Annotated in this window: 13 protein-coding genes; 4 read left to right on the top strand and 9 right to left on the bottom strand. The window is 69.7% G+C overall.

The genetic code is table 11. The annotated features are described in order from the left end of the window. Positions 1 to 206: 206 nt before the first annotated feature. From DKM19_RS28185 to DKM19_RS28150, 8 genes are all read right to left on the bottom strand, one after another. Positions 207 to 3,524: a PQQ-dependent sugar dehydrogenase gene (locus tag DKM19_RS28185; protein WP_204358277.1), complete on the bottom strand. Its 3,318-nt coding sequence runs from the start codon at positions 3,522 to 3,524 to the stop codon at positions 207 to 209. A gap of 102 nt (positions 3,525 to 3,626) precedes the next feature. Then, positions 3,627 to 4,772, bottom strand: a complete 1,146-nt coding sequence (locus tag DKM19_RS28180) for a sugar phosphate isomerase/epimerase (protein ID WP_110706042.1) — start codon at positions 4,770 to 4,772, stop codon at positions 3,627 to 3,629. Between the two features lie 560 nt (positions 4,773 to 5,332). Then, positions 5,333 to 7,630: a polysaccharide lyase 8 family protein gene (locus DKM19_RS28175; RefSeq protein ID WP_239513627.1), complete on the bottom strand. Its 2,298-nt coding sequence runs from the start codon at positions 7,628 to 7,630 to the stop codon at positions 5,333 to 5,335. A 38-nt stretch (positions 7,631 to 7,668) separates the two neighbouring features. Continuing rightward, positions 7,669 to 9,090 carry a hypothetical protein gene (locus tag DKM19_RS28170; RefSeq protein ID WP_110699657.1) on the bottom strand — a complete coding sequence of 474 codons (1,422 nt, stop codon included), beginning with the start codon at positions 9,088 to 9,090 and terminating at the stop codon, positions 7,669 to 7,671. A 27-nt stretch (positions 9,091 to 9,117) separates the two neighbouring features. Next, the gene (locus DKM19_RS28165; RefSeq protein ID WP_162641837.1) at positions 9,118 to 10,509 is read right to left on the bottom strand and encodes a serine/threonine-protein kinase; all 1,392 of its coding nucleotides are present in this window, start codon (positions 10,507 to 10,509) and stop codon (positions 9,118 to 9,120) included. A gap of 2 nt (positions 10,510 to 10,511) precedes the next feature. After that, positions 10,512 to 11,993 carry a serine/threonine-protein kinase gene (locus DKM19_RS28160; RefSeq protein ID WP_162641835.1) on the bottom strand — a complete coding sequence of 494 codons (1,482 nt, stop codon included), beginning with the start codon at positions 11,991 to 11,993 and terminating at the stop codon, positions 10,512 to 10,514. Between the two features lie 155 nt (positions 11,994 to 12,148). Then, positions 12,149 to 12,328 carry a hypothetical protein gene (locus DKM19_RS28155; protein WP_162641834.1) on the bottom strand — a complete coding sequence of 60 codons (180 nt, stop codon included), beginning with the start codon at positions 12,326 to 12,328 and terminating at the stop codon, positions 12,149 to 12,151. Positions 12,329 to 12,637: 309 nt separating this feature from the next. Then, a complete protein-coding gene (locus DKM19_RS28150) occupies positions 12,638 to 13,537 on the bottom strand; it encodes an SMP-30/gluconolactonase/LRE family protein (RefSeq protein ID WP_162641832.1) in 900 nt (299 codons plus the stop codon). Between the two features lie 224 nt (positions 13,538 to 13,761). On the opposite strand from DKM19_RS28150, the gene DKM19_RS28145 reads away from it, so the two are divergent. The 3 genes from DKM19_RS28145 (at position 13,762) to DKM19_RS51015 (ending at position 18,284) form a co-directional block, all read left to right on the top strand. Continuing rightward, positions 13,762 to 14,304, top strand: coding sequence for a hypothetical protein (locus DKM19_RS28145; protein ID WP_110699651.1), 543 nt, complete (start codon positions 13,762 to 13,764; stop codon positions 14,302 to 14,304). A 2-nt stretch (positions 14,305 to 14,306) separates the two neighbouring features. Then, positions 14,307 to 17,030 (top strand): M48 family metalloprotease, encoded by a 2,724-nt coding sequence (locus tag DKM19_RS28140; RefSeq protein ID WP_110699649.1) that lies wholly within the window; start codon positions 14,307 to 14,309, stop codon positions 17,028 to 17,030. A 285-nt stretch (positions 17,031 to 17,315) separates the two neighbouring features. After that, entirely contained in the window at positions 17,316 to 18,284 is a 969-nt protein-coding gene (locus tag DKM19_RS51015; protein WP_204358276.1) for a hypothetical protein, read from the top strand. A 44-nt stretch (positions 18,285 to 18,328) separates the two neighbouring features. Here DKM19_RS51015 and DKM19_RS28130 read toward each other — a convergent pair whose 3' ends face one another. Further along, positions 18,329 to 19,588 carry a hypothetical protein gene (locus DKM19_RS28130; protein ID WP_110699647.1) on the bottom strand — a complete coding sequence of 420 codons (1,260 nt, stop codon included), beginning with the start codon at positions 19,586 to 19,588 and terminating at the stop codon, positions 18,329 to 18,331. Positions 19,589 to 20,048: 460 nt separating this feature from the next. On the opposite strand from DKM19_RS28130, the gene DKM19_RS28125 reads away from it, so the two are divergent. Next, positions 20,049 to 21,266, top strand: a complete 1,218-nt coding sequence (locus tag DKM19_RS28125) for a cellulose binding domain-containing protein (protein ID WP_110699645.1) — start codon at positions 20,049 to 20,051, stop codon at positions 21,264 to 21,266. The last annotated feature ends 52 nt before the right edge of the window (positions 21,267 to 21,318 follow it).

The following is a 21,318-nucleotide window of genomic DNA, read 5'->3' as shown; positions in this document are numbered from 1 at the left end:
CCCCGACGCCACGGGACGGGCGGGACAGGCGGTCGCGCCGACGATTCCGGCCCCCGAATCGGGGCGGGGGCCGCGCCGACGACTCCGGCTCCGTCCCGAATCGGGACGGAGCCGGAGTGGCCCGATTCGGGACGGAGCCGGAACGCAAGGTCTTCAACGGCCTTGCGTTCCGGCTCCGGGGAACCCGGCTCAATCGTCAGGAGTGATCAGGCGCGCAACTGAACGATCAGCGCCTGTGCATCCCGGACGAGTACGTCACGCGCCGCCCTGTCGCTCACGTTGCGCGACTCGCGGGCAAGCTTCACGAACTGCTCCAATTCCTTGATCGCGTCCTTCTTCCTGCCCCTGTCCGCCTGCTTCACGGCCTTGTCCAGCTGACCGCGCAGGGCGGTCGCACCCCGGCTCGTCACCGAACCCGCCTTCTTGAAGTAATCGATGAGCGCGCGCACATCGGCGAAGGAGGTCGTGATCTCGAACTCGACGGTCTGCTCCGTGACGTGACCCGCCTTGTCCTTTCCGGTGACGGTCAGCGTGTGCTTGCCGAGCCCCAGCCGCCACAGGCTGATCGGCTTGCCGGAGGTGATCCGGTCGTCCCCGATCGTCGCGGTGACGCTCGCCACGCCCGACGTCACGTCCGCCGCGGAGAAGACGGGTTTGATCGACGCGGAGTCTCCGTACTTCTTGCTCTCCACGCCGTTCACCGACAGGGTCGGCGGGGTCTTGTCGATCCGCGCCGTGACGGTGCCGATCGGCGAGACGTTGCCGCCGCCGTCGGTCGCCCGGTAGCGCACCTCGTTGACGCTCTCGGCGCTCAGCGTCACCGGGTTGGCGGCGTTCAGCCAGGTCGTGCCGCCGTCGAGGGAGTACTGCCGGCTCGCCACCGTGGCGTTGTCGGTCGCGGTCACCGTCAACGTGACGTTTCCGGTGTACCAGCCGTTCTCCCCGTTCGGCGCCGCCGGGTTGAGCGTCGCCGAGACGGTCGGCGGCGTCCTGTCCGCGACCCCGTCGCCCACGAAGGTGAAGGCGTCGACGTCCACGCCGCCGGTGGAGGTGACGTAGAGCCTGCCGCTGCCCTCCGGGGCATCGGCGAGCGCGGTGTTCACCGTCTGCCAGCCCGCCCCCGCGGGCACGGTGACGGTGGCGAACGGATCCGCCGTCGCCGAGTTCCACCGCAGGGACAGGGTGCCCGCCCCGGAGGCCTGGGTCTTCACGGAGGTGATGCCGGCGAAGTTCACCGGGTCGTAGGCGATCCAGTCTCCGGCGTCGAACGATGTGATCTTCGATCGGGCGGACGCGCTCTCGTCCGCGGTCTCCGTGACGCCCTCGCTCGCGTCCGCGTGCTCGGCCTGCGTCAGCTTCGGGTTCAGGATGAGCGTGGCATCACCGAGCGCTCCCGGGATGTCGCCGGCGCCGTTGTCGCGGTAGCTCACGACGACGACGCCGAAGATGTTCTCGGTCTCGCCGTGCTCGGGAGCGTTGACCGGTGTCGGCCATCCGCCGGAGCATCCGGTGCCGGTCGTCTCCGGGTGCGCGTGCACGTCGTGGCCGAGGCCGAAGGTCCACTGCACCCGGCTGCACACCGGGGTGTCGCCGTCCTCCTCGTCGGTGACCCCGATCCGGAACGGAACCGTGTTGCCCCAGTCGAAGAAGGAACCGTTTCCGGGCGTCTGGATGGTCACCTCGGGTGCGGTGTTGCCGACGGTGATCTCGGTCGAGGTGAGGCCCGCCTTGCCCTCGGCGTCGGTCACGCGGAGCCGGGCGACGTACTGCCCGGATTCCGCGTAGGTGTGCGACGCCGTCACACCGGTGGCGTCGAAGGTGCCGTCCCCGTCGAAGTCCCAGTCGTACTCCAGCGGGCCCGGCTCGGTGTCCTGGGACGCCGCCGCGCTGAACGCGACGGTGAGGGGTGCGGCGCTGCTGGAGGATCGGTCGACGGCGATCTTCGCCTGGGGAGTCTTGTTCCCCGGCGCGTAGTCGATGCGGTAGAGCCCGGCGTCGGGGTTGGCGCGGAAGAACCCGTCGCCGTAGTCGAGCACGTACAGCGACCCGTCGGGACCGAACTCGATGTCCATCGGGCTGTCGGTGATCGGCTGCGCCATCGTCTTCAGCGCGCTGTTCGGCAGGAACTGCTCGATCGTGGTCACCGGCCCGTCAGGCTGCGTCACGGTGAACGCCGCGAGATAGTCCTGGGAGAACTCGGAGAAGAAGAACTTCTTGTCCCAGTACTGCGGGAACTTCGTCGTCGACGGGTTCGCCGCGTCGTAGTGGTAGACGGGACCGCCCATCGGACCCTGGCCGCTCTGCGGATCGAAATCGGTGAGCCCGGCCCACTCGGCGGGCTGGTGGGTGTTGTTGTCGCCGTAGTACAGGTCCGCCGGCACCGCGGGCGGCACCTTCGCCAGACCGGTGTTCCACCGTGAGGTGTTCGCGGCCCCGCCCGCGCAGTCGAACCACTCACGCGCCGCCGCGGCTGCGAAGTCCCAGTTGTTGTAGTTGAAGTTGTTGCCGGTGCAGTACGGCCAGCCGCCGTTCATCGGTTTGCCGATGGGGGTGACGTTCCACTCGACGTAGCCGAGCGGCCCCCGGGCGGCGTCCGGCGTGCCGGCGTCCGGTCCGTAGTCGCCCCACGACACCGTGCCGGTCCCGGGGTCGACGTCCATGCGGAACGGGTTCCGCACACCCATCACGAAGATCTCCGGACGGGTCGCGGCGGTCTCCGGCGCGAACAGGTTGCCGGCGGGGACCGTGTAGGAGCCGTCCTCCCGCGGCGTGATCCGCAGGATCTTGCCGCGCAGGTCGTTGGTGTTGCCCGCGCCGCGCCGCGAGTCGAACCCCGGGTTCATTCCGGGCGCGTCGTTGTTGGGCGCGTAGCCGTTGGCTCCCGGCGCGCTGGCCGGGGTGTTGTCGCCGGTGGCGAGGTAGAGGTTGCCGTCGGCGTCCCAGTCCATGTCGCCGGCGACGTGACAGCACTGCCCGCGCTGCGTCTCGACCTTGATGATGACCTGCTCGGTGGACAGGTCGAGGGCGTCGCCGGTCCACTTGAACCGGGACAGCTGGTTGTAGCCCTTCCACTGGTCCCAGTACGACGCGTCCGCGCCGGCGGGCAGCGAGTTGGGCGCCGACCCGGTCGGGGTCGTCGCCGGGTACGGCGCCGTCATCGTCTTCGGCGCGTAGTAGACGTAGACCCATTTGTTCTCGGCGAACTCGGGGTCGATCGCGATCGTCTGGAGGCCGTCCTCCGAGTTCGCGTAGACGGGGATGGTGCTGACGATCTCTGTGACGCCGGTGGCGGCGTCGGTCAGCCGGATGTCGCCGTTCCGCGCGGTGTGCAGGACCCGCCGGTCGGGCAGGACCGCCATGTCGATCGGCTCACCGATGTTCTTGGTCAGCGTGATCTTCTCGTAGCTCGACCACTCGGTCGCCGGATCATGCCCTGGATCGGCGTGGGCGGGTGTGGCGAGCATCGTCAGGGGGAGTGTCAGGGCGGTGAGGATGCCGCCGAGCATCGTGCGAGTACGCTTCACTTACTGCGCCTTCTCTTCCGGGGGAGGCAAGGATGGCGGGCCGTCACGCGCGCCGCTGCAACGGCTTCGATCACGCGGCGGTCCGCCGAACTCTTCGTGTTCTCAGCCGCGCAGCGCGGCCATGTTGTCGTAGCTCAGGTCGGCGTACTGGAGAGACTGGCCGGGGTTGTCCGTTCCGCCGGGCGCGTTGTCCTGCTCGTACATCGGGTTGAAGGATCCCTTGGGCCCGGCGCCCTTGAAGAACGCGGCGTAGTCGATGTCACCGGTGCCGAACGGCACCATGTCGTAGCCGTTCCCGGTCGCCGGGTTGGACTTTCCGTCCTTGGCGTGGAACAGGGGGAACCGCCTCGACTGCGCGCGCACGACCGCCAGGGGGTCGAAGAGGTCAGTCTGCGTGGAGCCGTCGGGAGCGGTGAACGTCTTGAATTTGAACTGGGCCACGTGCGCCCAGAAGATGTCCATCTCGAGGTAGACGTCCCTGCGGTCCGTGATCTTGAGGAAGTACTCCAGTTTGCGGATGCCCGATGAGCGGGTGGGCTTGCCGAGCGCGTCGAGCGGGCCGCTGTCGAGAAGGAAGTTGTACGCCGCGTCGTGGTTGTGCGTGTACAGCTTGATCCCGGCGCGGGAGGCGATCGAGCCGAGATGGTTCCACTTTTCGGCGGCGATGTCCCAGTCGTCCTTGTAGGCACTGCTCGTGGGGTCGTTGCCGGTGCCCACGTGCCCGAGACCGAGAATGTGGGCGATCTCCAGGTGAAGCTTGAATTGATCGAGGTCGGCAGGGGTGAGCGGCCAGGAGCCGGGGATGAAGCCGTGGTTGCCCTCGGCCTCGAGGCCGTTGTGGTCGAGCCACCGGCGTAGCAGCCGGGCGCCCTCGACGGTCTCCAGGTTGGCGCCGCCCTTGGAGTTCGCATGCTGGCTGTAGCCGGCGAACTCCACCTGCCGGTAGCCGATCCGCGAGAGCGCCTCGAACACGCGCTGAAAGCCGGAGGGCAGGTCCGTCGACAGCGGATCCCTGGAGATCGCGTCACGGACGGTGTAGAGGATGATGCCGCGCTTGCTCGCCGGCACCAGCGGGTTCCTCCTCGGGTGGCCGCCCGAGGCCGCCTGCGCGGCCGACGCGAGCGGTCCCGCTCCCGCCAGGGCCACCGCCGTGACGCCTGTCGTGGCCGCGAGGAACTGGCGCCGGTTCAGCCCCAGGCCGCGGCGTAACGCGCCGGCGATCTCGAGCTCTTCTTCGTGTGCGCTCATCGACTTCTTCTCCATGTGGGTGGACGGAATCGCTGGATCCCCCGTTGCCTCGGCTGAGCCGCAGCCGCCTCCTTGTCGCGGCGGGACCGATGGGTCCGTGCGGCGGTTGCCACCCGCCGACGCCCCACCGTGGATGCGGACATACGACTCACCACGCCCCCTCGGGACTGTGCAGAGAACTTGGCGTGGAAGTTACGCGGCTTTTGACAAAATTGGAAGAAGTTTAGTCACTATTGCGCGATCTTTATCTTTTTGCCGGGAAAAGTCCCTGTTGGAACGTCGCCGGTGCCCTCGTCGGCGCCGCCCGTGCGGCAACCCTGCCCGGCCGTTCGCGGCCGGAGACTCCGGCGCCGCCGTTCCCCGGGCGCGGGGCCGGGTCCTGTTCGGGACGAGGCGGACGGAGGCCGGGGAGCGGCGGGTCACTCGATGGGCGTCCGCCACAAAGGCGCAGTTCACCGCCTTTTAGCTCTGAAGGCGACATCTTTTGCTTGCAATCGGCGAAAGTGCCGCCTAGCATCACGAAATGTCGTGTCAGCGCGTCAGATGTCCGCAGAGGTGATCTAGCTGAGCCGTACGGTGACCGTCTTCGAACCGCCACCCTGGTCCGCCAGCCGTCCGAAGACGAGCGTGAGCCGCGGGCCCGTCGCGGCGTCGGTCAGGAGCGGGTGCCCGTGGAGCACCTCGGCCACCGGCCGATCCCAGGTCAGGGTCAGCGCACTCAGGTCACGCCGGGGATCCGACACGGTCAGCGTGGCCGTACCGTCGCCGATCTCCCGGACGAGGACCGCGCACGGGGCCGAGGCGGTCAGGCCGCCGACGGCTCCCTCGTTCCAGAAGTTGACGGCGGTGATCCCGAGCGAGGGGACCCGGACGCCCTGCAGGCGTGCGGTGTTGGCGAGCACGCGGGCCCAGCCGGGGTCGGCGGCGCGGGCCCGGGTCCGCGCCGGGCTCGCACCCGGCAGGAGCAGGTAGACATAGTCGGCGGAGTCGGGGTCGACCCCGTGGTCGAGCCAGAGAGTCACGTAGCTCCGGGTCACCTGATCCTGGCCGCCGGTGCGTTTCTCGCGCAGCGTGTGCAGGCGGGCGCAGGGCAGGACGTAGCCTCCGTGCCCCTCCAGGTGCGCCCAGCCCGCCTCGTCGTCCACGGTGAGGAGCGCGCCGGTTCCGCGGTCGTCCACCCTGCGGTTGTCCACGACGGTCTCGACCGGCACGCCGTCGCCGCCGGTGATCCCGGCGCCCAGGCAGACCACCGCGTCGTCGAGGAAGAACCACGACTTGAAGGCCTCCATCGTGCTCTCGAAGCCGTTCAGATGCTGGCCGACCGTCGCGTACAGGCCGTCGGTGGCGCCGCCCACCCAGCGGCCCGGCGGGCAGGTGTCGCCCCACCCCTCACCGGCGCCGTCGGCCAGCCGCAGGGTGGAGACGGTCGTGCCCGGCAGGCGGTAGGGGTCGACGGTGGACCAGAAGGAGTCGGAATACTGGTCGCCGTGGCCCTCGCCCCACCAGTAGAGCATTCCCGATCCGGTGTGCCAGCCACGCAGGTTCTCACCGTTGCCGTGCTCGTAGTGGCCGATCCGGTCCGAAGCCATGCTGAGCCCCGCGCACCAGCCCGGCCTGCGGTGGACGGCGCGGGCGCTCATCGCCAGCAGCCGGTGCCCGGCGGGTTCGCCGGCTGCGGGGATCGCGTCGTCGCCGAGGATCGCGGCGAGACGGGCGTGAAACCCCAGGTCATCGCTCTCGGCCGCCTTGAGCATGGGCTCGCAGGTGTCGCGCAGCGCCCATCCCTTGACCATGGCCTGCCAGCGGGCCCGCTCGGAGGCGGAGGCCGTCTCCCCCAGCAGCAGGATCGCGGAGGCGATCGCGCGGCCTCTCCCGTGGTCACCGTACGGCTGCCTGCCGATCGCGCGGCCGCTGACGAGGTCCATGCAGAAGCCGTCGTGGACGACCGGGGCGAACGACCTCTCGACCATGTCGCGGACGATCTGCCCGTTCGGGTCGGTGATCTCCCACGGCGAGCCGCGCAGCACCGCGAACAGCGTCGCGAGGCCGGACAGCAGCGACGCCCCGTACGTGCCCTGATAGGGAATCGACGTGTGCTGGACGAACGAGCCGTCCCGGTAGATTCCGTCGCCCTCGTCGACGTAGGGGAAGACGGGGGAGAGCGCCGAGACGGCCAGCGCGGCCTTTCCCGGGTCGGACCGCAGGATGGCGCGCAGCAGCGTCACCACGCACAGGTCCACCCGGTTGGCCCCGGTACTGGTGCCGCTGTAGTCGTCCAGGAGGCGCTCGGGGACGAAGTGGTCCACCGCGTCCCGCAGCGCGCCGCTCTGCGCGTCCGTCAGGTGCGGGCCGATCAGCAGGGCCGCGTCGAGGAGCTTTCTGGGGACGCCGATCTGCCAGTGCCACCAGTTGCCGACCTGGTCGGCGTCCGCGGCGTACACCTGCCGCCGGTAGTGGTCGATGCCTTCCGCGACGGCCGCGGCCAGGTGCGCGTCATCGGTCAGGCCGGTCCCCGGCAGGGCGTACGCGCGGGCCATGGTCTGCAATCGCGTCGGGGTGGCGATGAACGAGGGAAACGGCAGGGAGGGCCAGAGTGATGTGCCGGCCGGCGCCATGGTGTCCCGGTATCCGGCCGCCGTCGCCCCCAGCTTCACCAGCCGGGTCCTGTACGGCTCGGCCGCCGCGTCGAACCCCGACCCCGCCGTCACGTCCAGCCAGCGGCGGCGCAGCAGGGCGAAGGAGCCGTCCCGCACGCGCTCGGCACGCGGCGGGCTCAGCGCTCCCGCCACGGCGACAGCGCTGAGCCGGAGAAACAGCCGCCGGGAATGTTCGCCGAGATGGAACGGCCGTGACACCACCGAATGAACTCCGATCTCAGGATGTCTGGTCGTGCGTCTCAGTCGTCGAGGGCGCCCAGCACAGACCGTATCGCCGACGTGGCGCCTTCGGTCGCCTCCTTCAGGTTCATGAGCGTGGTCTTGGAGGAGTTGATGGGAGTGCCGGTGGGACGGTCGCTGCCACCGAAGAGCAGGGAAACGACGTTCTTGCCGTCGAGTACGTAAATCGTGTACGTCGCGATGTGGGCGGTGTCGGTTCGCTGCTTGATCGTGTAGCCGAACGCGTCCTGCCCGAGCCCCGGGAACTTGTCCAGCTTGCCCCAGCTGAGGCCGCCGATCGAGGAGTTGCTGGTCCCGGCGTTCCGGCTCCGTCTGTCGATGAGGTAGTACCGCGCGGAGGCGGCGTCGGGGAAGGCTCGGATGGTGGCCCGGAGGTTCCGCCAGCGGATGGTGCCCGGTTTCGCCGGCAGCATGTCGTTCCACCACTGGCAGTCGGTGACCTTCGCCTTGCCCTCCTCGCTCCGGGCCGCGGCGCCTTCGGTGCCGGGGACCAGCTTCGCAGCCAGCGGCTTCATCGTGACGCAGGACGCGGGCAGGACGATCGGTACGGGCGTCGGCGTGGGCGTCGGGGTGGGCACGGACCGGGGCTTGCCCGCGTACGGCAGCGGCCGCTTCGCCTTCCAGGCCGTGATCGACGCGCTCGCCTGGGTGAGCAGGTTCTTGACCTCACGCAGGGCGTTTTCCTCGGTGACGGACTGCTTGGTGTCCGTGGAGAACAGGCCGGCTTCCTTGTCCTGCTGGCTGGCCTGGTACTTCACCTCGAAGGTGACGCCTCCGATCCGGCCGATGCCCTCGCCGAAGGCGTAGCGGGCATCCGCCGCCTGCGTCCACTGGTAACTGACCACCGCCTGCTCTCCGACGCCGGGGATCATCACCGGCTTGGACTGGTAGCGCTCCTTGGTGGGGTGTTCCGAGGCGAACGTGTATGACCGCAGTCGGCTGTCATAGTGGATCATGGCCCCTTTCGCGGCGGTGGTGGTGCCGACCCCCTCGTACTGGGTGACATCGAGAGTGATCTCGCGCATACGTCTGGTCTCCTTGTAGGAGATGTCCCTGTTGGCCCAGGTGCATGTTTCGCTGATGTAGCTGGTCAGGACGGTTTGGTCGCCGAACGACCGTGACTTGATCTCCGCCTGCGGAACCAGACGATCGGTTTCATCAGGATCGAGCATGGCGCAGACATCGACGTCGAGGGTCGCCTCGACGGAGGCCGAAGGCCCTGGGGACGTCGTTGGAGCGACGACGGCGGCGTCGGGGACGGCGACGACGGCGGCGTCGGGGCGGATCAGGAGGAAGGTGACGATGCCTCCGCCGGCCGCCGCCAGAACACCGACGAGGGCGACCACCATCCATAGTCGGGTCCGCTGCGCCGGCGGAGGCGGCGGACCCTGGGGCTCGGTGGTGTCCTGACCGTAGATCATCTGGCCTCCCGGAAGGTGGAGCGGATTTCAACCAAGAGCGACATCGACGAACGCCGCCGCCTGGACAGCGGTCTCGCCCAGCTCCGGCAGAGCCGAGGCGTCGCCCGTCTGCCTGGCGGTGACCTCGGCGATGAGGTTGCTCCGCCGGAACCAGATCGTGCTCGAGACCGTCCCCGTCCCGGCCTCGACCGTGTCGCGCGCATATCCCTCATCCGCGAGCCCCGGCTGGTCACGGACCTGCGTGGTGGTGGCAGGGATGGTTCCGGCCTGTTTTTCGCGGACCGTGCGCTGGGTGGCGAAGTCATCCCGGCCGGTGGGTGACACCTGGTAGGTGACGTTGATCGACAGGTTGTGGCCGCTCCGCAGTTCCACCCACCGGCATCCGCCGCCATCGACGGGGCGGCCGTCGGCATCGGTTCTGAGAAGCCGCTGGACCTGGGTGGTGGTGAGGCTCAGGCACGGGTCGGGGGCGACGGAGAACCGCGACTCCTCCGAGCCGCCGGGCCTCTGGAACGCGAGGTACCAGGCACCCAGCCCGCCCGCAACGACCAGAGCCACGATGAGCGCCCCGATGAGGATCGGCTTCCGGGGTGCGAGGCGCCGCGCGGGCCGGTCGGTGGTCTGGAGTCCCGCGGCCAGCCGGGTGAGCACCTCCCGCGTGGCCGCCGTGGTGGGCCGTCGATCCGGATCCTTGTCGAGCAGCGCGAGGACGAGCCGGGCCAGTTCGGGCGAGGCCCGGACCATCGGCTGGGGTTCGTGCAGGATCACGGCCGCGATGATCGCTTCGGGATGCTTCCGCGAAAAAGGCCCTTCGCCCTCGACCGCCGTGTAAAGGGTCGCGCCGAGCGACCACAGGTCCGACGACGGCCCCACGCTCTCCTGACGGAACCGTTCCGGCGCGATGTAGCCGGGCGAGCCGACCAGGCTCCGCTCGTCGGGGCTCTCCGCGCCGAAGGACACGGCGATGCCGAAGTCCGTGAGCATGGCGCGGCCGTCCGCGTCGAGGAGGACGTTCGCCGGCTTGACGTCACGGTGCAGGATTCCATGGGCGTGCGCCACCGACAGGGCGTCCAGAATGGCCAGCCCGATCTGGGCGACGCGCCGGGTGGGCAGCGGGACCAGCTTGTCGAGGGAGTGGCCGGGAACGAGATCCATGACGATCCAGGGCCGCTCGTCGTGGGTGACCACATCGTGGATCCGCACGATGGCCGGGTGGCTGAGCCGTCCGGCGGCCCTGGCCTCGCGGATCGAGCGGGCGGTGAACTCGGCCAGCCCCTGTTCGCCGAGCCCCGGTGGGATCCGCACCTGCTTGATCGCCACTTCGCGGCGCAGCAGTTCGTCGGTGGCCTGCCAGACCATGCCGAAGCCGCCTTCGCCCAGCGGCGTCATGAGCCGGTAGCGTCCGGCCAGCAGCTCCACGGTCAGCCCAGGCTCCGTAGTTCGGCCACGGCCGACCGCGCCATCTCGACGGCCCCCTGCCGAAGGGCGTCGGCGGAGTCGGAGTCCAGGTCGGCGTAGGTGAGGGTCGCCACCAGGTTGCCGAGCCTGAAGGTGATCGCGCTCATCCGCGCCTGTCCCCTGACGTTGGCCGAGTTCCAGGAGAAGGCCTCGTCTCCCACGTCCGCGACCACGCGGGGAGCGGAACGGACCGTGGCCTGCTTGTTGTCCACCCCGATCTCGTACCAGATCCAGCTTCCTTCGCGGAGGCTGGATTTCTGCTGCCTTTCCAGGGCGAGGTAGAGCGTGTGAGCGGACTCGACGGTCAGCGACCACGGGTCCGGAGTGTCGGAGTCGGTGATGGGGGAGAGGTCCAGTCCCGCCCCGCTGATCGTCCACTGGCACCCGCCCTCGTCGGCGTCGCGCCCATCCGCCGGGGCGCCGAGGAGCTTGGTGACCTGTCCCGCGGGCAGCACGCCGCAGAGATCCACGGCCTGGTGGAACACCGGTGACACCGGCTTGGCCGCCGGTGCGGGCTTTTCCATGGTCCATACGACGACCGTGACGGTGGCCACCGTCGCCGCTGCGGCCGCCAGCACCGCCCGGGTCCATCGGCGCGGTCGGCGGCGAACCGTCTGGGGCGCCGTGATGTGCGGTGACTCACCGTCGGCGATCTGGCGCAGCAGCCTCAGCGTGGTCTCGGCGTCCGGACGCGCTTCGGGTGCGCGGGCCATCAGCCACCGCAGGAGTGACGCCAGCGGACCGGCGACGCGCGGTGGGGGAGGATCTTGCGTGAGTGTCGCCCGGATCGCGTCCGCGGGAGAGCCGCCGTAGGGCGGGACTCCCTCCAGCGCGGTGGACAGCGTCACGCCCAGGGACCACAGGTCCGAGGCGGGACCGCCTCTCTCGCCGGACAGGCGCTCGGGGGCGATGAACCCGGGCGTTCCGATGACCTGGCTCTCGCCGGTCAGCGTGGACTGGTCAGGGGAGCGGGCGATGCCGAAGTCGGTGAGGACGACGCGGTCGTCATTGGTCAGGAACACGTTGCCGGGTTTGACGTCACGGTGCTGCACGTCGTGCGCGTGCGCGGCGGTCAGCGCCTCCAGAAGGCGCACTCCGGTCCGGGCCACCCGAACGGAAGACTGCGGGCCGTGGGCCGCCAGCTCGTCGTCGAGGTTGCGGCCGTGCAGCCGTTCCATGACGATCCACGGCCTGCCGTCTTCCATCAGCACGTCGTGCACGGCGACGATCGCCGGGTGACGTAGCCGCGCCATGACCTCGGCCTCCCGCATGACCCTGGCCAGCAGCTCGGCACGTTCCTGCTCGCCGATGTCTTTCGGGATGCGCATTTCCTTGATGGCGACCTCGCGGTCGAGTATCTCGTCTCTCGCCAGCCACACGGTGCCCATGCCGCCGGAACCGAGCGGGCGAAGGAGAAGGTATCGGGAGGCCAACTTCGCCCCCATCGATTCGGCCATGCCGCAAGAATAGACAATTATTCCAGGCCAATCGATCTCGCAGATATGACAAGGCGATATCGAAATTCCGGCCGGTCGCGTTCGCGCACCATATTCGCGGGCCATGAAATGGATGACTGCGCATCGAGAAAGAAATCCGGAGGTTATGCCAGGTCGGAGAGCTCGAGTCCGGTCTCGGCGGTGAGACCCGCCAGGAGCGCCGGGCCGGTCTCCCGCCAGGAGCGGGATTCGCCGATCATGCCGCCGCGCACCAACACCGCGACGCGCTCGCCCCTGCCCCGTTCACGAGCGTTCGGCAACACGTGGATCAGCGTACGGCGCATCCGAAATGACCGGTTCGTCACATCGGTGTCGTGCACCCGGCGGTGTGGCTCGTAAGCCGTTCCTGGACGCGGGCCGATGTGAAGCGGCGATATTCAGCGTGGGGGCCGTAGCCCGTAATAGTGCGTGTCGGGTGGTGTGCATTCCTGCGCGGAAGGGCGCGGTGAATCCTCTAATGTCAGGGGCGCCGCAACAGCGGCACCCCGTTTCACGGGAGGAACACCCTTGAGCACGATGTGAGCCCTGATTGCCGGTGCGGCTCCGGCCGGTTTGCTTCTCGCCGGTGCGGTGATGGCTCTCTTCGCGATCGCTCAGGGGTAACGGACGCCGGTGAAGTTGACGCGCAGCGCATACACGGAGCCGGTGGCGGTGATGAACAGGTGGTTGCGCTTGACGCCCCCGAAGGTGAGGTTGGAGACGACCTCGGGGACGCGCAGTTTGCCGATCAGGGTGCCGTCGGGGTCGAAGCAGTGCAGGCCGTCGTGGGCGGCGGCCCACAGCCGTCCGGCGCTGTCCACGCGGACGCCGTCGAAGACTCCGGCGTCGCAGGTGCCGAACACCTCACCGCCGGACAGGGCGCCGTCGTCGCCCACGTCGAAGCGGCGGATGTGCTTGGCGGGGGTGTCGACGATGTAGAGGTGACGTTCGTCGGCGGAGAACGCCAGGCCGTTGGGGCGGTCGAAGTCGTCGGCGACGATGCGGGCCAGGCCGGTGACGGGGTCGATCCGGTAGACGTGGCAGCCACCGGTCTCACTGTCGCTCCGGTTGCCCTCGTAGTCGCTGCTGATGCCGTAGTCGGGGTCGGTGAACCAGATGGAACCGTCGGAGTGCTCGACCACGTCGTTGGGGCTGTTGAACCGCCTGCCGTCGACCCGGTCGGCCAGGACGGTGATGGAGCCGTCGTGCTCGGTGCGGGTGACGCGGCGGTTGCCGTGCTCGCAGCTGACCAGGCGGCCCCGACGGTCGACGGTGTGGCCGTTGGCGTATCCGGACGGCTGCCGGAAGACCCCGACCGCGCCGGTGGTCTCGTCCCAGCGCAGGATGCGTTCGTTGGGGATGTCGCTGAAGAGGAGGTAGCGGCCGGCGGGGAAGTAGGCCGGGCCCTCGGTCCAGCGGCAGCCCGTGTGGAGGCGTTCCATCCGATCGTCGCCGTTGCAGCGGCGGAAGCGGTCGTCCAGCACCTCGAACTGCGCCTTGACGGTGTCGATCATCCCGACCTTCCCGGTGAACCGAATGTGGCGATACGGAAATAATGTAGAACCTTCGCCTGGCCCCGCGGACCGATCGTGTGAGTGGTCCGATTGCGGACGGCGATCTGCGCGGGGGATGGGCCGCCGCAATTCAGCTACTTACCGTGATCAAGTGCTCGCGAAGTGATAAATATGCCGTCATGAGGTTGTTTCGGGGGCCAGTTCCCAATCAGGTGAGGAGAAACATGCCCGAGTCAGGCTCTCCCGAACTCGACGCCGGCAGTACGCGCCGGACGCCGCCGACCATCGAAGAGGCCGCCCGGCTCATCCTGCTCGAGATAGCCCCGGCGGATGTGCGCTTCCTCCCGTTGGCCTGCGTGGACTTCTTCGGCAATGCCGTCGCCCGCAGGCGCGCGGTCCGCGCGACGCTACGGGGCCGCGAACGCGACCAGCCCACCGGGTTTGTCACGGGCGAGGACATGCAACTCGTCCTCGGCGTGGTCCTGACCCTGCTCAACGGCGTGGCCTGCGAGGTGCTCACCGGCATGGCCACCGAGCGGGTCGGCAGGATCCGCTCCTGGTGGCAGGACCGGCGTCGCCGGGGGGCGCTGACCTCGGCCACCGCCCCGCTGGGCGAGCACACGCGGCTGCCCCGGCTCAGCGCGATCGAGGCGGCGGCGATCGGCCGCCAGGCGGGAGAGATCGTCCGCCAGGCCGGGTTTACCGAGGAGGACGCCCAGCGGGTGAACACCCTGCTCGCCGCGGCCCTCACCGGCCAGGGGTCCTGACCGTGGCCACCATCGGAGGCCCTCCGCGGGGCGAGCCGGCCCCGGCGAACGAGCACGGCCGGCTCGCCACATGGACCCCGCCCGTCGCGACCCCGCCGAGGCTGGACCCGTTCGCCCTGCCCGCGGCGACCACCGCGCGGTTCCTGCTGATGATCGTGGTCGCGGTCACCAGCTCGATTCACCTGTACGTGGCGCTGCTCGGCTGGTTCGTCTCCGTCACCAACCGTGTGAACGCGGCACCGTACGGCTGCGCGCTCACCACGCGGGCCACCGCGGGGAGAATTCCCGACCGGGATCTGGTGGCCGCCTACATCGGATGCGTCCGGGGCGTCACGGCACGCAACGGGTTCGTCCTGATCGGCATGGTGCTCGTGCTGGTCGCCGCCGCTGTGGCGATCTACCTCGTCCACCCGCGCCTGGTCATGCTCTCCCGCCCGCGGCCGCTCGCCCAGCTGGCGGTGGACGAGGGCATGGCCGCCGTGGTGCGTCGCGTCGAGGAGACCGTACGGGCCGTCGCCCCAAAGGCCGAGGTGTACGTCGCCACCCTGCGCGCGACGGCGAGTGGCCGGACGTTCGGCCGCTCTCCCCGCTACCGGATCATCCTCGACCTCGGCCTCCTGCGCGAGGCCGACACCGATCCCGGCCGGCTGGACGTCGTCCTCGCTCACGAACTCGCCCACCTGCGCAACAGGGACGCCGGTCTGACCACGTTCGCCTTCGCGATCTGGTGGGCGTACGTGCTCGTCGTCGCCCTGCCCACCCTGGTGGTCTCGATCATCGAGCCGGTCCTGTTCGCCAGCCTGTCGTGGCGGCTGGCCGCCATGCTCGTCCTGCTCTGGCTCGCCCGCACCTCGGTGCTCAGAACCAGGGAGTACTACGCCGACCTGCGGAGCGGCTCCACCCCGGAGAGCGAGAGGCTGCTGCTGAGCGCACTCCGTCCCCGGCGGCCGGACGCGGGGAAACGCCGGTGGGGGCTGCTCTCCTATCATCCGGGGGACGACGAGCGGATGAGCGTCCTCGGCGGCGCGCCCCGGCTGTTCCGGATCGGCGTCGCGGAACCGGCGGCCGCCGGCATGCTGGTGGGGCTCGGCTACTCGCCGTGCGTCCATCTCGTGGCGATGATCTGGGGTACGGGTTCAACCTCGTTCAACGCCCACCGCCTGGTCGTCGGGCTGGTGTTCGGCGCGCTGGCCACCGGCGCGGTCGCGGGCACCGCGTGGCGAGCCGGACTGCTTGCGCGGGCCACCCGCACCCGCCCGCCGTCCACCCTGCTCGCGGCCCTGGCCCTGACGGCCGGGGTCCTGGGTGGCCAGCTCGTCGCCCCGCCGCTGGGCACCAGCGGTTCGTGGTCCGCCATCCTCGGGGCGAACCCCGCCGTAGCGGTCGCGCTGGCCGTACTGCTCGCGGTGCTCTTCCAGCTCATGCTCAGATGGGCGTTGCTCTGCGCGACCGTCTGGCTGCCACTCGCCCGGCGGGTCCGCTCGGCCGCGCTGATCGGCTCCATACAGTCAGCGCTGATCTTCGGATCGTGGCTGAGCTTCTGGTTCGGCGTCATCGAGTTGATGACAGACGGCGCGCCCACCTGGAACCTGCTCTGGGTCAGCCTGTTCAGCACGACCCTCAACCCGGCCCTGCAGCTCTGCGTGTTACTGGCCTGCGCTTTCCCGCTGGCCGGTTGGGCCGCCCGTCGCGGCCTGCCGCCCCGGCCTCCGGCAGCCATCTGGCGGGACGCGCCACCGAGCCGGCTGGCCGCCCCGCGCGTGCCGCTGCCCGCCGTCAACATCACCGCGCTGACGATCGTCCTGGTGTACGCCGCGGGAATGATCCCCTTCTACGCCCGGCTTCACGCGGTTCTCGGCCGCGTACCGTTCGGCGGCACCGTCACACCGGCCGTCATGATCGGCGTTTTCATGCCCGTTCTTGTCGCGGGACTGGCCGTGGCGGTGCTCGGCGCGTTCTGCTTCGGCCTCGTCGCCGGGGGCCGCGGCAACACGTCGTCGGCCGTCGCGGGGGCCGGACTTCTCATGTTGCTGGCCGTCTTCGGCATCGTGCCGCTGGCCTTCGCACACCTCTCGGCGGCCGCGTGCGGGGCCGAGGGGATGTGGTCGTGCCTGGCGCCCCTACCCGACCACCTCGACCTGTCGCGGAGCGGGCCGATATTCACGATCGGCTTCGCCGTACTGATCCTCGCGGGCACCGCCGCCGCGTGGGCGGGCAGCGCGCTGCGAAGCGGGACGCAGGCGCTGTCCACCGGGCCCACCGGGAGTCTCAGCCCCTGGGGATCGGATCCGCCGGACGGCATCACCCGTCGTCCGGTCAGCGCGCTCCTGGCACTCGTCCCCACCGCCCTGGCCGTGACCCTCTTCGGCTACCTGGCCATCGCCGCGGTCGCCGGAACCCAGGGGGAACGGGTCGCCGTCGATCGGGCCGTGGTGACCCGCGAGCTCGACGCGGTCCCGAAGGGCCCCCTGCTCCCGGTCCAGGCCTGCGTCGCCGCCGGTTCGGTCACCGCCGAGGTGGCGCTCTCCGACGCCTTCGGCCCCGGCATGGTCATCGGTGTGGCCAGGGGCGCCGGATACGCCATGGCGACGCGGGATCCCATCGCCCAGGCCATGGGCCGTGAAGGCGCCGCCGCTCTGCTGGCCGGCGACTACGCGCGGGCGGTCGACGCCAACAGCGCGCTGAGAAACATCTGCATGGCCTTTGGCGTGGTTCCCGTCAGATAGCCTCCGGCGACGGTTCCCCGCTCATGCGGTCGCGACGGTCTCTCGGGCGTGCGGTCGCGACGGTTCCCGCGCGTGCGGTCGTGGCAGTTCTCGCGCGTGCGGTCGCGACGGCCCCTCGGGCGGGGATCCCCGGCGTCGTACGGCAGACCAGGTGATCATGAGACCTCCGGCGCGGAGGCGGCGGATCGGGTGATCAGCGAGATATTCGGCGCGAGGGTCGCGCCTCGGCCGCTCCGGGCCGGCCCGCACATGGGAACTGTCGGAGGCGTCTGAAAGGTTGCGGACATGAGTTACTTCGTCTACCGCACCCACTACGAAGGTCCGCTCAGCAAGCGGGTCCGGCGCCTGCCCGACGCCACCGTGCTCGACTGGTTCCGCCGGGCGTGGGCGGCCGTGGCGGACGACGGGCGGTGGGACGCGACCGCCTGGATCCAGACGGAGCTGGGCGGAGACGTCTACGGCCTGCACACACTCTTCGAGCGGGCTCGCGAACACGGTCTGCCCGCCCCGAACAGCTGGCAGGAGCTACGAGACCTCCTCCGGGAACACCTCTACTTCGAAGGAGACCTACGGGTCGACGAGCACAGCGTCCGGGTCCACACCGATGACGACGAGGTGGAGCTGCCCTACTTCTTCTTCGACGACACCCTCGTGGCCGCCCGCCCGGACGCCGTCGCCTACCTGCTGCACGACGACTGGCCGCTCCCCGACGCTCCCGGAGCCCCGTCTCCGGACGGCGAGGGGATGACCCACGCGGTCCTGCTGACCTTCTACGACAGCGACAGCATCTGCTGGCAACCTCCGTTCGTCTTTCCCGGGGTCCGGCTGCCGGACCTGGCGGCGCACCTGCGCGCCACGACGCCGGGCCCGAAGGAATGGCCGGGGGAGCTGCTCGTGCTCCGCGCCCTGGTGGCTCCGGAGGACGACGACCTCGGCCCGGCGCTCGGCCGATGCAACCACTGGCCCTCCTACGAGGCGTCGACGCCCGAAATCACCGGCGGGCATCACGCCGCCCACGAGTTCGCCATGCGAGCCCTGCGGAACGGCGAGCCGGACAACGGGCGCGACCCGAGCAGGACGCTTCTGAGAAGCGGCGCGCATCTGGCGCAGATGTCGATCCACATGCACGGCTTCTTCGGCCACCAGCAGTGGTTCCTGTTCGACGACGTGTGGGTCGGCCAGAACGAGGATCTCGCCGGGTCCCTGCTGCGCTACGCCACCGACTGGGATCCGTTCGACCTCGGGTCCCGCTGACGTTCGATTCCAGCCGGCCGTGCGGGAGCCCGTTCCGTCCTCCGTCAGGGCATCGGCGACTGCCGGGTCGCGCAGGCGTAGGCGATCTCCCACTCCGCGGGCACCGGTTGTTCGCCGGGGAGGCCATGCGTGTCCCAGGCCCCACATGTCTCCGACGGGACCGAGGTGATCTTTCCCGGTACGGTGTCCGTTCGCATCACGGTGAGGAGCAGCACGCCGGCGGCCAGCGCGGCAACCGTACGAGAAGTCCTGCTCCTGTACGGCGGGCCGCCACGGCGCACCCGCACCGCGAGGATCACCAGGACCGCGACGAGCAGGTTGTAGAGCTGCCAGACGGCCATACGCGGATCGAGATACTCGTTCCACGGGGCCTGACAGCCCTGGTCGACGACGCCGTCCAGCCCGACCATCCCGAACATGATCGTCCCGTACAGCGTCAACGGGATCACGGACAGCCAGCCGACGGCGAGGCCCCACCACACGTGTCCTCTACGGGCCAGCAGCGTCCACACGCCGAACCCGATCGCGATGAACAGCGGCGCGGACAGCAGGAACAGCGGCGAGACGTACATGACGGCAACGGCGTACAGCTGGAATCCCGGGCATGCATCGACGAGGTAGGGGGTCATGCCGTACTCGACGGTCTCCGCCGCGAACAGGAGAAATCCGTAGGGGGCGCAGACCAGAATAAGAGCCGCCGTCCACAGCGTCAGGGATGCCCGCCATCGAACGGGGAGGGGCGCGGGACGTCGCGGTACGCCCATGGCGTCGGGCCGTCTCCGGTGGATCGCCCGGCTCAACAGGATGAGAAGCACGGCGGATCCGGCGAAGGCGGCGCTGAACCACAGGGGGGATATGCCTCTGCCCTCGCCCGTCCAACTGATCGACGAGGGCAGGATGCGGATGCTGCCCTCCAGGGCGCCCATGTAGAAATCGGGCTGACCGCCCGCCGTAACGCCGGCCGAGCCGTCCAGGAGGCGGGCCGCCGTCCTCGAGATCGGGACGACGGAGAGGACGCCGATCATGGCCACGAGCAGGAGGATCGCGGCGCTCACAAGGATGACCCACCGTCTCCGGCGCAGGGCGACCGTGAGCAGGACGAGGGCGACCATCCCGCCCGCTCCGACGACAAGGCTGAAAATCGTCCAGAGCGTCAGTAGCCCACCTGTCGTGAAGGCGAGGAAGGCGTTGCTCGTCGAATCACCGTCGATCCAGAGCGGCCGGCCATGGGCGAGGTTGACGGCCGAGGGCAGCACGGGCAGCGCGACCGCCGCCGACCAGAGAGCTACGAGGCGCTTGGACAAGCAGGGTTCCGATCAGAGACGGATTGAAGATCATCATCACTACCGGAACGCTCTGTCTCTGTCCACCGGAATGCCCCGTTCGTGTCCAACGGCGTAGGCCTGCTCCGTGTTCGCTCTCGCCGATACGGTGCGGCCGGCGAAGGTCGCCGGGCGTTCTCTCTTGATGCCGGGACGAATCCGGCGGTGCCGGACTCGATATCGTGGCGGCCCCTTGCTGCGTGAAAGCTTCAGCTGAACCGGGCGGCCGAGATCGCTCGACGGGGGTGGGCGGCACCGTGCCGAGGGGCTCCGAGGCCGTCTGCGATGCCCGTCCACGTGGGCGGCGACGGCGGCCGGGTCGCCGGAGAGACCGTACGACGGGGCGAGGGGCGTCGCGGCGGGCGGGAAGGCTGTTTGACACTCAGACGGTCGCCGAGGAATGTGTGGGAGCGCTCCCATTACCACGAAAGCGAGTGATGCCATGAGCGTTCCAGCCTCAAGCTCCCGATCCTCGGTGAACCGGCGGGTGCTCGCCTCCGTCGCCGCGCTGGCCGCGATCGTCGCGGTCCTTTTTGTTCCCCGGATGGCCTCGGCCGCGGACCCGCGCTGCGGCGTGACCTACACCCTGAACCAGTGGGCGGGCGGATTCACCGCCCAGCTCAGGGTCACCAACCTGGGCCCGGCGATCACCAGCTGGCAGTTGCGATGGACGTTCGGGGGCGACCAGAGGGTCACCTCCGCGTGGAACGCGCAGGTCACCCAGTCGGCGGCCGTCGTGACGGCCGCGAACGTCGCGCACAACGGTTCGCTGGCCACGGGTGCGGCCGCCGACTTCGGCTTCCAGGGCACCTGGGGAACGTCGAACCCGGTGCCGTCGGACTACTCCCTCAACGGCCTCGCCTGCAACGGCTCCTCCACTCCCACTCCCACACCCCCGATCACCCCTACGCCCACGCCCCCGGTCACTCCCACGCCGACCCCCACTCCGTCGGTCACCCCCACGCCGACGCCCGGTTGTTCGGGGGCCGTGGTCTGCTCGGGGTTCGACGAGCAGACGACCACCACGCCCACGGGCGACTGGCAGATGGTCACCCCCAACTGCCAGGGTTCGGGCACGGCCACCATCGACGCCTCCGTCGCCCACAGCGGAAGCAAGTCGCTCCGGGTGAACGGCGGAGGCGGATACTGCAACCACGCCTTCGTCGGCACGACCCGTGACGTCTCCACGGTCGGCCCCGTGGCCTACGGGCGGATGTGGGTCCGGCACACCACCGCGCTGCCCCAGTCGCACGTCACGATGATCACCATGGCCGACTCGAACAACGGGGGCAAGGATCTTCGGATCGGCGGCCAGAACGGCGCCCTTCAGTGGAATCGCGAGTCGGATGACGCCACCCTCCCCGAGCAGAGCCCTGCGGGCGTCGCGCTGAGCACCCCGCTGCCCGTCGGCCGCTGGGTCTGCCTGCGTTTCCAGATCGACACCACCAAGCAGGAGATGAGCACCTGGATTGACAATCAGGAGGTCGCCGGCCTGCATCTGGACGGCACGCGTACCCATGACGTCGACTCCCAGTGGCTGAGCCGTACGACACCGCCGCGCCCGGCCGCCCTGCGCCTTGGCTGGGAGAGCTACGGCAGCGAGGCCGACACCCTGTGGTTCGACGACGTCGCGTTCGGCTCCTCGCCGATCGCCTGCTGAGCCGTAGAGCTGCCGAGCTGCTGGGCCGCCGATCCGCCGAGCCGGCCCGCTG

It is taken from the genome of Streptosporangium sp. 'caverna' (assembly GCF_003203775.1).
In the GTDB taxonomy this organism is placed as follows: domain Bacteria; phylum Actinomycetota; class Actinomycetes; order Streptosporangiales; family Streptosporangiaceae; genus Streptosporangium; species Streptosporangium subroseum.
The sequence above is the reverse complement of the archived record's forward strand: the minus strand, read 5'-3'. Positions and strand labels throughout refer to the sequence as shown.